Source organism: Streptomyces sp. NPDC006193, from assembly GCF_040613915.1.
Classification (GTDB): Bacteria; Actinomycetota; Actinomycetes; order Streptomycetales; family Streptomycetaceae; genus Streptomyces.
Map to the genome: position 1 here is coordinate 49,969 of NZ_JBEXTB010000014.1, position 12,141 is coordinate 62,109.

At 75.3% G+C, this 12,141-nt stretch carries 11 protein-coding genes; 6 read left to right on the top strand and 5 right to left on the bottom strand.

The genetic code is table 11. The annotated features are described in order from the left end of the window. Window positions 1-105: 105 nt before the first annotated feature. Window positions 106-900 (bottom strand): enoyl-CoA hydratase-related protein, encoded by a 795-nt coding sequence (locus ABZ261_RS15670; protein WP_356859354.1) that lies wholly within the window; start codon window positions 898-900, stop codon window positions 106-108. Window positions 901-1,089: 189 nt separating this feature from the next. Between ABZ261_RS15670 and ABZ261_RS15675 the strand changes: the two genes are divergently transcribed. Next, the gene (locus tag ABZ261_RS15675) at window positions 1,090-1,710 is read left to right on the top strand and encodes a hypothetical protein (RefSeq protein WP_356859355.1); all 621 of its coding nucleotides are present in this window, start codon (window positions 1,090-1,092) and stop codon (window positions 1,708-1,710) included. Between the two features lie 821 nt (window positions 1,711-2,531). On the opposite strand, the gene ABZ261_RS15680 is transcribed toward ABZ261_RS15675, so the two are convergent. Both ABZ261_RS15680 and ABZ261_RS15685 read right to left on the bottom strand, forming a co-directional pair. Then, the gene (locus ABZ261_RS15680) at window positions 2,532-3,656 is read right to left on the bottom strand and encodes an adenylate/guanylate cyclase domain-containing protein (protein WP_356859357.1); all 1,125 of its coding nucleotides are present in this window, start codon (window positions 3,654-3,656) and stop codon (window positions 2,532-2,534) included. A gap of 572 nt (window positions 3,657-4,228) precedes the next feature. Further along, the gene (locus tag ABZ261_RS15685) at window positions 4,229-5,089 is read right to left on the bottom strand and encodes a biotin--[acetyl-CoA-carboxylase] ligase (RefSeq protein ID WP_356859359.1); all 861 of its coding nucleotides are present in this window, start codon (window positions 5,087-5,089) and stop codon (window positions 4,229-4,231) included. A gap of 109 nt (window positions 5,090-5,198) precedes the next feature. Here ABZ261_RS15685 and ABZ261_RS15690 point away from each other — a divergent pair, with 109 nt between their 5' ends. The 4 genes from ABZ261_RS15690 (at window position 5,199) to ABZ261_RS15705 (ending at window position 7,941) form a co-directional block, all read left to right on the top strand. Continuing rightward, the gene (locus tag ABZ261_RS15690; protein WP_356859361.1) at window positions 5,199-6,812 is read left to right on the top strand and encodes an acyl-CoA carboxylase subunit beta; all 1,614 of its coding nucleotides are present in this window, start codon (window positions 5,199-5,201) and stop codon (window positions 6,810-6,812) included. A gap of 24 nt (window positions 6,813-6,836) precedes the next feature. Beyond that, on the top strand, window positions 6,837-7,046 hold the full coding sequence (locus tag ABZ261_RS15695) for an acyl-CoA carboxylase epsilon subunit (protein ID WP_356859363.1): 210 nt from the start codon (window positions 6,837-6,839) through the stop codon (window positions 7,044-7,046). A 117-nt stretch (window positions 7,047-7,163) separates the two neighbouring features. After that, window positions 7,164-7,292, top strand: coding sequence for a hypothetical protein (locus ABZ261_RS15700; protein WP_356859365.1), 129 nt, complete (start codon window positions 7,164-7,166; stop codon window positions 7,290-7,292). A gap of 31 nt (window positions 7,293-7,323) precedes the next feature. Further along, window positions 7,324-7,941, top strand: a complete 618-nt coding sequence (locus tag ABZ261_RS15705; RefSeq protein WP_356859367.1) for a nucleoside triphosphate pyrophosphatase — start codon at window positions 7,324-7,326, stop codon at window positions 7,939-7,941. On the opposite strand, the gene ABZ261_RS15710 is transcribed toward ABZ261_RS15705, so the two are convergent. Next, window positions 7,913-8,521 carry a hypothetical protein gene (locus tag ABZ261_RS15710; RefSeq protein WP_356859369.1) on the bottom strand — a complete coding sequence of 203 codons (609 nt, stop codon included), beginning with the start codon at window positions 8,519-8,521 and terminating at the stop codon, window positions 7,913-7,915. The genes ABZ261_RS15705 and ABZ261_RS15710 overlap by 29 nt on opposite strands. A gap of 365 nt (window positions 8,522-8,886) precedes the next feature. Here ABZ261_RS15710 and ABZ261_RS15715 point away from each other — a divergent pair, with 365 nt between their 5' ends. Then, complete coding sequence (locus tag ABZ261_RS15715; protein WP_356859371.1) at window positions 8,887-10,659, top strand: biotin carboxylase N-terminal domain-containing protein; 1,773 nt, start codon at window positions 8,887-8,889, stop codon at window positions 10,657-10,659. A gap of 522 nt (window positions 10,660-11,181) precedes the next feature. Here the strand turns inward: ABZ261_RS15715 and ABZ261_RS15720 are convergent. Beyond that, on the bottom strand, window positions 11,182-12,114 hold the full coding sequence (locus ABZ261_RS15720; RefSeq protein ID WP_356859373.1) for a DeoR/GlpR family DNA-binding transcription regulator: 933 nt from the start codon (window positions 12,112-12,114) through the stop codon (window positions 11,182-11,184). Window positions 12,115-12,141: the final 27 nt, after the last annotated feature.

The window sequence follows — 12,141 nt, forward strand, 5'->3', positions numbered from 1 at the left end:
TCCGCCGGACCGCGGACCGCCGCCGCACACGCACCCGCGACGGCCGGTCGCGCGGCACCGCGCGGCACCGCGCGGCCCATCCGGGGCGCCGACCCGCCCGGCGCCTCACTCACCCGGCCACTGGGGCTTGCGCTTCTCGTTGAACGCCGCCACCCCTTCCGCCCGGTCGCCCGAGAAGGCCACCGAACGCCACGCCGCGTCCTCCACCTCCAGCCCGGCCCGCAGATCCAGCCCGTGCCCCAGCCGCAGCGCCCGCTTGGCGGCCCGCAGACCCACCGGCGAGTTCCCGGCGATCCGCTCGCCCAGCGCCAGCGCCTCCTCGCGGTCCCGGCCCTCCTCCACCAGCCGGTCCACCAGCCCCAGCTCGGCCGCCTCCGCCGCCTCGACCCGTCGCGCCGAGAAGATCAGCTCGGCGGCGCGCGCCGCGCCGACCCGCCGCGGCAGCAGCTGCGTGCCTCCGCCGCCCGGGATCACGCCCACCGACACCTCCGGCAGCCCCACCACCGCCGTACGGTCGGCCACGATCAGGTCGCAGGACAGCGCCAGCTCGAACCCGCCGCCCAACGCGAAGCCGTGCACCGCGGCGATCGTCGGCATCGGCAGCTCCAGCACCCCGGTGTACGCCGCCCGCGCCACCGGCCGCTGCCGCACCAGGTCCGCGTCGGTGAAGGAGTTGCGCTCCTTCAGGTCCGCGCCCACGCAGAACGCGCGCTCGTGCGACGAGGTGAGGACGACCGCCCGGGCGTCCCGGTCGGCGGCGAGCGTGGTGCACGCGCCCGCGAGGGAGCGGGCCATCTCCGTCGAGACGGCGTTCATCGCCTTGGGCCGGTCCAGCACCAGCTCCGCGACGTGCCCGTGCCGCCGCACCAGCACGAACTCCCCGAACCGCTCCTCGCTCATGACACCCCTCCGGTTAACGCGGGTTAACTTTCCGTGCTCCGATCATCGCAGCCGTACCGCGTCCCGTGAAGTGCGGAGGGCTACACCCGTTCGAGTGACATCCGTCCGGCTCACCGTCCATCGGTCAGCGCAGCGCATAGCGTGCGCTGCGCCCCGGCGCGCCCCGGGCGCACAGCGGGGAGGGAACCCATGACACCGACAGCCGCACGGTCCGGTCCGAGGCGGGAACACCGGCCGGCCGGCACGTCCGGGGTCCGGCGCGGGCGGCACCGCAAGGCCCGCCCCCGCGCGGCGCTGCTCGCCGCGGGCGGGCTCGCCCTGACCGCCGGCGTCCTCGGCCTGGTCCGGATCGCCTGGGAGCCGGGGGGCGGCGCACCGGGCACGGCCGAGGCCGCGCCCCGGCCCGGGCCGGGCGACGACGGCGGCGGGGACCGCCCGGCGGACACCGCGGCCACCCTCGCCGCCACCCCCACCGCGCCGCCCTCGGCGGCCTCCGCCCTGGGCGGCAGGAGCCCCGCGCCGACGGCCACCGCGCCCCCGTCCACGACCGCGGCGCCGGCCGGCGGCACCGCCGCCCCGGCCACCCTGCCGGCCACCCACCCGGCCGCCGCCCCGGTTCCGCCCCGCGGCACACCGCGGCCCTCGCCGACGACGTCCGCGGCCGCCCCGCGCCCGGCGCCGGAGGCCCCCATCCCCGCCCCGGTCCCGACGCCGACCAAGGGCCACGACACGCACGCTCCCCGCCCGGACCGGGTGTGCCTCCCGGTGATCGGCCTGTGCGTGCACGTCCCCGGTGACCAGGGCCCCTGAGGGAAGCCATGCCGTCACGGCGCGAGTCCGGGCCGGGACGGGCCCCGCGAGGCGTGGGCGGGGGGCGGGGCCGGGCCGTCCGGGTGAGTGCGGGACCTGCGGGCGGCCGGCGGCCGGACTCGGGTCCCGTGGGGCGCCCGGCGGGCGCGAGCCGTTGGGGTCAGGGCGGTCCGCTCGGCCGGGTGACGCCGTCGCGGGGCGCCGCACCGGGGCTGGGCCGTCACGGGCACGGCGTGGCGGGTGACGGGGGCCGACCGGCGCGGGCAGCAGGTGACGGGCAGGCGGGTTCGTTCGGACCAGGTCGGAGGACGAGATCGGTTCAGGTCGGACCGGGCCGGATCGGGCCGCGGCGGACGGTGCGGTGCATGGCGAGGCGGAGGATCACCCGCGTGCCGGGCGTACCCGGCTGGTCCGGCGACGCGGCGAGGTGCCGTGCCGGGCGTCGCGGCGCAGGGCTGATCCGAGCGACCCCCCGGGGCCGGGCCGTCGCGCGGCACGGAGCCGGGGACCGGGCCGGGGCGATCGGGCCGGGGCGATCGGGCCGTTCGGGCGGGTCGGCCGGGCAGGGGAACGGGGGCCGGACCGCGCGGGCGACAGGCGGCGTCGGACCGGGTCCTGCGGGGGTGCGGTCAGGCGGGTCCGCGACAGCCGGCAGGAGCGGGAGTGGGCGTCGTGGTCCCGGTGACGGTCGGGCCGGGCCGTCCGGGTCGCGGCCGTCCAGGCAGGTGACGGGGCCGGGGCGCCGTCGGCAGGGTGCCCGCGAACCGGACCGTCGCGGGCGGACGTCCGCCGAGGAGCGGGCCGTCGCGGGCGGGCGACGGTCAGGCGGTGCCGTCGCGGCGGGTGAGCAGCCACGGCTCGACCACGCCGAGCCCGCGCACCGGCCGCTGCCACATCGGCTGGAGCGCAAAGCGGTACATCGGCGGCTCCTCGCCCTCCTTCTCCGCGGCGGCCGCGGCCTCCGCCGCCTCCGCCTCCGAGGCCGGGGCCTCCCCCGTGCGGATCAGCTCCTCGGCGAAGGCGCTGTCCACCAGGACGGCGTCCCGCGGCGCTATGGAGGTCAGCCGGGAGGCCAGGTTCACCGTCGTGCCGAACACGTCCCCCATCCGGGTGGTCACCGTGCCGAACGCCATGCCGACCCGCAGCTCGGGCATCGTCTCGTCGTTCGCCAGCGTCTCCACGAGCCGCAGCGCGATGTCCGCGGCCGTCCCGGCGTCGTCCGCCGCGTACAGCACCTCGTCGCCGAGGGTCTTGATGAGCCGGCCGCCGCGGGCCGCCACCAGGTCGGCGGCGGTGGTCTCGAAGGCCTCGACCAGCTCGCCGAGCTCCTCCTCCTCCATCCGGCGGGTGAGGCGGGTGAAGCCCACCAGGTCGGCGAAGCCGACGGCGAGCCGACGGTCGACCATCTCCTCGTCGTCCGCCGCCTGCACGACCCGGCCCGTCGCGGCGGCCAGCTGGCGGCGCCAGACGTAGACCAGGAACTCCTCCAGTTCCGGCAGGAGCAGCTCGATCAGCGGGTACGTCACCTCGGTGCGGGTCATGCCGGGCTCCGGGGGCTCCGTCAGGCCCTCCAGGAAGGAATCGATCTGCCACTCCGCCAGCCGGGCGGTGGTCTGCCCGGTGGAGCGGGCCACCTGCACCGCCATGGCCTCGCTCAGCAGGCCCGCCTCCACCAGGCCGGCGAGACGGCGCAGGGCGAGCACATCGGCCTCGGTGAGGGCCTTGGCCTGGCCTATGTCCGCGAAGCCCATCGCCCGCCAGAACCGCGACGCCAGCTCCATGGAGACGCCGGCGCTGCGCGCGGCCTGGAACGGGGTGTAGCGGCGCTCGGCGCCCAGGATGAGCTGTTCGAGTCGCAGGGCCAGCGGGTCCTCGCCGGTGTCGGGGGCGTGGGGGTCCACCCGGCCGTCCCCGCCCGCGCCGGAGCCCGTGTCGTCGACGGTCACGCGTGCTGCCCTTCCGATCTGCCGCGGTCAGGTTTCGACCGGCCTCAACTCTACGGCAGGTGTGCGCCAGCTCACTCCGTCGGGTTCGGCCGGCCGGCCGCCGCCGGGCACGCGGACCCGGCTCCGGGGCTGCGTCCCCGCCCGCGTCGGCGCAGATCCGGGCTGCGTCCCCGGCCCGCGTCGGCGCAGATGCGGGGCCGGGCCCGCCGCTCCGGCCCGCGGGGGCGGCCCCGGACGCGGTGCGGGGCTCGCCGCCGTCGGCGCAGGTCCGGGGGCTCGCCCGCCGATCCCGGCCGCGGGTCCGCGCCGGCCGGTTGCGCGGTCCCGCGCGCCCCTGGGGGTCGCCCCGCCGGGGGCGCCGCGGTCGCACCCCCAGTGAGGAGGGGACGCAGGGGCAGGGCCCGCGGCCGGCCCCTCGGCCACCTCCACCGACACCGACCGGTGCGCACAGTCCCGCCCCGCGGCCCACCCTGGGACGTGCTCCCGTGCCCCCCGGCCGCACCGCGGGACCGACCCGCCCGCGCGGCAGCACACCGCGGCACGCAACCCGCGTCCGCGTCGCGGGCGGTGGTTCAGGCGGGGCGGAGGTGGACGATGTCGCCCGCTCCCACCGGCTCCTGGACGCCTTCCTCCGTGGCGATGACGAGGCGTCCGTCGCCGTCCAGGGCGACGGCCTCCCCGACGACGGAGCGGTCGCCCGGCAGCTCGGCCCGGACGGCCCGGCCGAGGGTCGCGCAGCCCGCCGTGTACGTCTCCTGCAGACCGCTCACCGAGGCATCGCCCTCCGCCGCGCGCCAGCGCCCGTACCAGTCCTCCAGGGAGCGCAGCACCGCCCGCAGCAGCGGGTCGCGGTCCGTGCCCTGCGCTCCGGCCAGGGCGAGGGAGCCGGCCTGCGGGACCGGCAGCTCGTCGGCCCTCAGGGTGACGTTGACGCCGACGCCCATGACGACGCCGTCCGCGCCCGCGCGTTCGGCGAGGATGCCCCCGGCCTTGCGCTCCTCGCCGCCCACGGTCACCAGCAGGTCGTTGGGCCACTTGAGTGCGGTGTCGACGCCCGCCGCCCGGGACAGGCCGGTCGCCACCGCCACCCCGGTGAGCAGCGGCAGCCACCCCCAGCGGTCCACCGGCACCTCGGCGGGCTTCAGCAGCACGGAGAAGAACAGGCCGGAGCGCGGCGGGGCCGTCCAGCGCCGGTCCAGGCGGCCCCGGCCGGCCGTCTGCTCCTCCGCCACGAGCACCGCGCCCTCGCCGGCCTTCCCGGCGGCGGCCAGCGCGGCGAGGTCGGAGTTGGTGGAGCCGGTCCGCTGCACCACCTCGATGTCGCGGTACAGGCCGCCCTCCCGGACCAGCCCGCGCCGCAGCGCCGCGGCGTTCAGGGGCGGGCGGTCGAGGTCGGACCAGCGGCTGTCGTCTGATGGATCGTGCGGCGTCATGCAAGCCACCCTAGGTGTGGCAAACGACGCAGTGCCGTTCGGTGGGCCCGCCACTAGTCTACGGATGAGTAACCGTCCCCCCTTTTGAGCAGGCAGGGAGCCGTTCCCGATGTCCGAGCCGGAAGAGCGTCACGAGGTCCCCGAGACCGACATCCACACGACCGCGGGGAAGCTCGCGGATCTCCAGCGGCGCATCCACGAGGCGACGCACGCCGGCTCCGAGCGCGCCGTCGAGAAGCAGCACGCCAAGGGCAAGCTGACGGCCCGTGAGCGGATCGAGCTGCTGCTCGACGAGGGTTCGTTCGTCGAGCTGGACGAGTTCGCCCGGCACCGGTCCACCCACTTCGGGCTGGACAAGAACCGTCCGTACGGGGACGGGGTCGTCGCCGGGTACGGCACGGTGGACGGCCGCCCGGTCGCCGTGTTCTCGCAGGACTTCACCGTCTTCGGCGGCGCCCTCGGCGAGGTCTACGGCCAGAAGATCGTCAAGGTGATGGACTTCGCGCTGAAGACCGGCTGCCCGGTCATCGGCATCAACGACTCCGGCGGCGCCCGCATCCAGGAGGGGGTCGCCTCCCTCGGCGCGTACGGCGAGATCTTCCGCCGCAACACCCACGCCAGCGGTGTCATCCCGCAGATCAGCCTGGTCGTCGGCCCGTGCGCGGGCGGCGCCGTCTACTCCCCGGCCATCACCGACTTCACGGTCATGGTCGACCGGACCTCGCACATGTTCATCACCGGCCCGGACGTCATCAAGACCGTCACCGGCGAGGACGTCGGCTTCGAGGAGCTGGGCGGCGCTCGCACCCACAACACCGCCTCCGGCGTGGCGCACCACATGGCCGGGGACGAGAAGGACGCCATCGAGTACGTCAAGCAGCTGCTGTCGTACCTGCCGTCCAACAACCTCTCCGAGCCGCCGGTCTTCCCGGAGGAGGCGGACCTCGCCGTCACCGGCGAGGACCTCGAGCTGGACACCGTCGTGCCGGACAGCGCCAACCAGCCGTACGACATGCACACGGTGATCGAGCACGTCCTGGACGACGCCGAGTTCTTCGAGACGCAGGCGCTGTTCGCGCCGAACATCCTCACCGGGTTCGGCCGGGTCGAGGGCCACCCGGTGGGCATCGTCGCCAACCAGCCGATGCAGTTCGCGGGCTGCCTGGACATCGACGCCTCCGAGAAGGCGGCACGCTTCGTGCGCACCTGCGACGCCTTCAACATCCCGGTGCTGACGTTCGTCGACGTGCCCGGCTTCCTGCCCGGCGTCGGCCAGGAGCACGAGGGGATCATCCGCCGCGGCGCCAAGCTGATCTACGCCTACGCCGAGGCGACCGTCCCGCTGATCACCGTCATCACCCGCAAGGCGTTCGGCGGCGCCTACGACGTCATGGGCTCCAAGCACCTGGGCGCCGACCTCAACCTGGCCTGGCCCACCGCCCAGATCGCCGTCATGGGCGCCCAGGGCGCGGTCAACATCCTGCACCGCCGCACCATCGCCGAGGCGGAGGCGAACGGCGAGGACGCCGAGGCGGTCCGGGCGCGGCTCATCCGGGAGTACGAGGACACCCTCCTCAACCCCTACGTCGCTGCCGAGCGCGGCTACATCGACGCGGTGATCATGCCGTCCGACACCCGCGCCCACATCGTCCGCGGGCTGCGTCAGCTGCGCACCAAGCGGGAATCCCTGCCTCCGAAGAAGCACGGCAACATCCCCCTCTAGGCCCTGCGGACCCTGGGAGCGGTCATGAACATCAAGGTCGTACGAGGCAACCCGACCCCGGAGGAGCTGGCCGCCGCCCTGGCGGTGGTCCGCGCCCGCGCCGCGGCGGCGGCGGCACCGCCGTCCGGCGCGAAGGGGCCGAGCGACGCGTGGTCCGACCCGGCCCGGATCGCGTCCGCCCGGGTGCCCGGGCCCGGACCGGCGTCCTGGACCCGCACCTACTGGCCGGCCTAGGGGGCCCGGCGCAGGGCGCCCGGGGGGCGAGGCCGCGCACCGCGGCCCGTCACCGGGCGCCGAGATGAGTAGCCGTACTCAGGCGCCCTCCCCGGCCGAGGCCCCACGCTGGGGGGCATGCTGTGGTCAGACCCGGAGGACGAGCCGCCCAAGGAACTGCGCGACGCGCAGGACATGCTGCGGCGGCTCGGCCTCCTCATGGCCCTGGCCATGGTCCTGGCGATGATCGTGATCGGTCTCAGGTGAGCCGGGCGGCCCGCCTGACTACCCTGACCGCATGACTGTCAAGCACCGCAGGCGACTCGTGCTCGCCTCCCAGTCCCCCGCCCGGCTCGGCCTGCTCCGGCAGGCCGGCCTCGCCCCCGAGGTGATCGTGAGCGGCGTCGACGAGGACGCCGTCACCGCGCCCACCCCCGCGGAGCTGGCGCTCGCCCTGGCCGAGGCGAAGGCCTCGGTCGTCGCGGCGCGGCCGGAGGTGCAGGGCGCCCTGGTGATCGGCTGCGACTCGGTGCTGGAGCTGGACGGGCAGGCGCTCGGCAAGCCGGCGGACGCGGAGGAGGCCACCGGCCGCTGGAAGGCGATGCGCGGGCGGGCCGGCGTGCTCCAGACGGGTCACTGCGTGTGGGACACGGAGGCCAAGAGGTACGTGTCGGCCACCGCCTCCACCGTCGTCCGCTTCGGCGAGCCGAGCGACGAGGAGATCGCCGCGTACGTGGCCTCGGGGGAGCCCCTCCACGTCGCCGGGGCGTTCACCCTCGACGGGCGTTCCGCGCCGTTCATCGAGGGCATCGAGGGCGACCACGGCAATGTGATCGGCATCAGCCTGCCCCTGGTGCGCAAGCTGCTCGGGGAACTGGGCGTGGGCATCACGGAGTTGTGGGCGCCGGCCGAGTGACCTCGCGGGCGGGGACGGAGTCCTGCGGCTCCCCGTCCCCGTCCTGCGGCTCCCCGTCCCCGTCCTGCGGCTCGTCCCGGCGGCGCACCGGCGCGCCCGGGCCCGCCGGTGCGGCGCCCGGCTCCGCCCGCGTCTGCGGCCCGCCGCCCTCCAGGGGCGTTCCGCCGCCGGCCGCGCCGTCCGGGCCGGCCGGGCGGTCGTAGGTCACCAGGAGCAGGACGAGCAGGCCCAGGACGGCGACCATGCAGGCGAACGCCGTCCGGCCGACGAGAGTCCCGAGGAACGCGCCGAGCAGCCCGTGCACCACGGCGGCGCTGATCAGCAGGACGCGGCCGAAGCCGGCCGGGGCGCGGTCGCGGACCGCGACCAGCGCGGCCACCAGCGCGCACAGCGCGAAGTAGGCGCCGAAGAGGAGACCGCCGATCTTCGAGGACATCGACATCACCGACGGGTCGAGGCCGGCCACGGACATGCCCTGCCGGTCGACGACCATCCCCAGGAACCAGTTCAGCGCCGCGACGAGGAACGCCTCCGCCAGGAGGACCACCGCCAGGACCCACGCCACCGGTCTGCGCACCACCGGCCCCCACCCACTCTCACACCAGCAGCCTGTTACCTCGGGTACGTTCCCGGACGGCGCGAACGCTACTGACGGGTAAACCCGGGGGCAAGGGTCCGGGCGGCGGCAAAGAATCATTGGGCCATTCGTAGGGACTCCACAAAGAAACGAAGTGGGCCGCAGCACGCTCTCACAGAGACCTTGCCCACATGGGAAGGCTAGGGTTTTCCGCGGGAGTCCTGCGTACCGAGGTGCGACAAGGGCTGTCGCGGGTCGAGCGAGCCTCGAATCACGCTCCGTGTGGGCAAGCTCACCATGGGGGACGGGTCGAAGTGCCGTGTCGGCAGTCCCTAAACTCGGCTTGTTTCAAGGAGGGAGCCTCAATCGTGCGCAAGGTGCTCATCGCCAACCGTGGCGAAATCGCTGTCCGCGTGGCCCGGGCCTGCCGGGACGCCGGGATCGCGAGCGTGGCCGTCTACGCCGACCCGGACCGGGACGCTCTGCACGTCCGCGCCGCGGATGAGGCGTTCGCCCTGGGCGGTGACACCCCGGCCACCAGCTATCTCGTCATCGACAAGATCCTGAACGCGGCCCGCGAGTCCGGAGCGGACGCCGTCCACCCCGGTTACGGCTTCCTCTCGGAGAACGCCGACTTCGCGCAGGCCGTCCTGGACGCCGGGCTGATCTGGATCGGCCCGCCGCCGCAGGCCATCCGGGACCTCGGTGACAAGGTCGCCGCCCGGCACATCGCCCAGCGTGCGGGCGCCCCCCTGGTGGCCGGCACGCCGGACCCGGTCTCGGGCGCCGACGAGGTCGTGGCGTTCGCCAAGGAGCACGGCCTGCCCATCGCCATCAAGGCCGCCTTCGGCGGCGGCGGCCGCGGGCTGAAGGTCGCCCGGACGCTCGAAGAGGTCCCCGAGCTGTACGACTCCGCCGTCCGCGAGGCGGTGGCCGCGTTCGGCCGCGGCGAGTGCTTCGTCGAGCGCTACCTCGACCGCCCCCGCCACGTGGAGACGCAGTGCCTGGCCGACAAGCACGGCAACGTGGTCGTCGTCTCCACCCGTGACTGCTCGCTGCAGCGCCGCCACCAGAAGCTCGTGGAGGAGGCCCCGGCGCCGTTCCTGTCCGAGGAGCAGGTCGCCGAGCTGTACCGGGCGTCCAAGGCGATCCTGCGGGAGGCCGGCTACGAGGGCGCCGGCACCTGCGAGTTCCTGGTCGGCCAGGACGGCACGATCTCCTTCCTGGAGGTCAACACCCGACTGCAGGTCGAGCACCCGGTGACCGAGGAGGTCGCCGGCATCGACCTGGTCCGCGAGATGTTCCGCATCGCCGACGGCGAGGAGCTCGGCTACGACGACCCGGTGCTGCGCGGTCACTCCTTCGAGTTCCGCATCAACGGCGAGGACCCGGGCCGCAACTTCCTCCCGGCCCCCGGCACGGTCACCCGGTTCGACCCGCCCTCCGGCCCCGGTGTCCGGCTGGACGCGGGCGTGGAGTCCGGCAGCGTGATCGGCCCGGCGTGGGACTCCCTGCTCGCCAAGCTGATCGTGACCGGCCGCACCCGCAAGGAGGCCCTGGAGCGGGCGGCCCGCGCCCTGGACGAGTTCCAGGTCGAGGGCATGGCCACCGCGATCCCGTTCCACCGGGCGGTCGTCAGGGACCCGGCGTTCGCCCCGGAGCTGACCGGCTCCAGCGACCCGTTCACCGTGCACACCCGGTGGATCGAGACCGAGTTCGTCAACGAGATCAAGCCGTTCGCCGCCCCCGCCGACGCCGAGGCGGAGGAGGAGATCGGCCGCGAGACGGTCGTCGTCGAGGTCGGCGGCAAGCGCCTGGAGGTCTCCCTCCCGTCCTCGCTGGGCATGTCGCTGGCCCGCACCGGCCTCGCCGCCGGCGCCAAGCCGAAGCGGCGCGCGGCGAAGAAGTCCGGCCCGGTCGCCTCCGGAGACACCCTCGCCTCGCCCATGCAGGGCACGATCGTGAAGATCGCCGTCGAGGAGGGCCAGGAGGTCAAGGAGGGCGACCTGGTCGTCGTCCTGGAGGCCATGAAGATGGAACAGCCCCTCAACGCCCACAAGGCGGGCACCATCAAGGGCCTGACCGCCGAGGTCGGCGCGTCCATCACCTCCGGCGCCGCGATCTGCGAGATCAAGGACTGAGCCGTAGGGCACGCCAGGCGCCCGGTGAGCCGTTCCGAACGGCTCACCGGGCGTCTCGCCGTCCAGGCCCCCACGACGGGCTCCGGCCGGCCCCGGGGCGGCCAGGACCGCCCCGGCCCACCGAACCGCACCGTGCGCCGCCGGCCTGCGAGGTGGGGACGGTCCGCTGCCGCGGGGGCTCGATCACCGGGTGGTCTCTCGCAGCGGGAGCACGGACGGCACCGGCGCCGCAGAGGCGCACAGGTCCGCTGCCACGACGGGCGGCAGCCGGAGGCGAAGGCGACCGGCCCGCCCGCACGGCCACCGGCCGGCGTGGTCCCGACAGCCCCGGACCACCGGGCGGGAGCCCCGGACGCACCCGCATGCGCCGGCCGGCGTGTCGGCCGTGCGCCGGCCGGCGGGGGATCGTGCGGGGCCGTCACGCCCCGGTGGGGGACGCGGAGGCCCCGGCCGGCCCGCCCCCGTCGGCGGAGCGGGCGGCGTGGGCGGGGTCCGCGGGACACCCCGGACCGCTGTGGGCGGTCACCGGCGCCGGAGATCCGCCACTCGGCCACGCTCGGGCCCGGCCGCCGGCTCGCCCAGGCCCGCGGAGCGCAGCGGCGCATGCCCTCGGCGGGGCCCCGGCAGCGGAGCGCGCCGCGCCGTGGGCCCCTGCTCACCCCCCGGGCTCCCGTTCGCCCCCGTCACGGCGATCTGCACCCCCTGGTCGGCGAGGGCCTGGAGTTCCGTGGCGGCGCGGTCGTCGTGCGGAGGCGGGTCGTCGGTGACGAGCCGGGTGATGAGGTCCGTCGGCACGGTCTGGAACATGGTGTCGGTGCCGAGCTTGGTGTGGTCGGCGAGGACCACGACCTCCGCGGCGGCCTGGACGAGTGCCCGGTCCACGGACGCGGAGAGCATGTTGGACGTGGACAGGCCGCGCTCGGCGGTGAGCCCGCTCCCGGAGAGGAAGGCCTTGGACACGCGCAGCCCCTGCAGGGACTGCTCCGCGCCGGAGCCGACGAGGGCGTAGTTGGAGCCCCGCAGGGTGCCGCCGGTCATCACGACCTCCACCCGGTTGGCGTGGGCCAGCGCCTGGGCGACCAGGAGGGAGTTGGTGACGACCGTCAGTCCCGGCACGCGCGCGAGGCGGCGGGCCAGCTCCTGCGTGGTCGTGCCGGCCCCGACCACGATGGCCTCGCCCTCCTCGACGAGGCCCGCGGCGAGGTCGGCGATGGCCGTCTTCTCGGCGGTCGCGAGGTGGGACTTCTGCGGGAAGCCGGACTCTCGGGTGAAACCGCCCGGGAGTACCGCACCGCCGTGCCGGCGGTCGAGGAGTCCTTCTGCCTCCAGTGCCCGCACGTCCCGCCGTACGGTCACTTCGGAGGTCTGGACGACGCGGGCGAGCTCACGGAGCGACACGGCACCGTTCGCTCGCACCATTTCGAGGATCAATTGGCGACGTTCAGCAGCGAACACGAAACTGACAGTAACCCCAGCGACCGT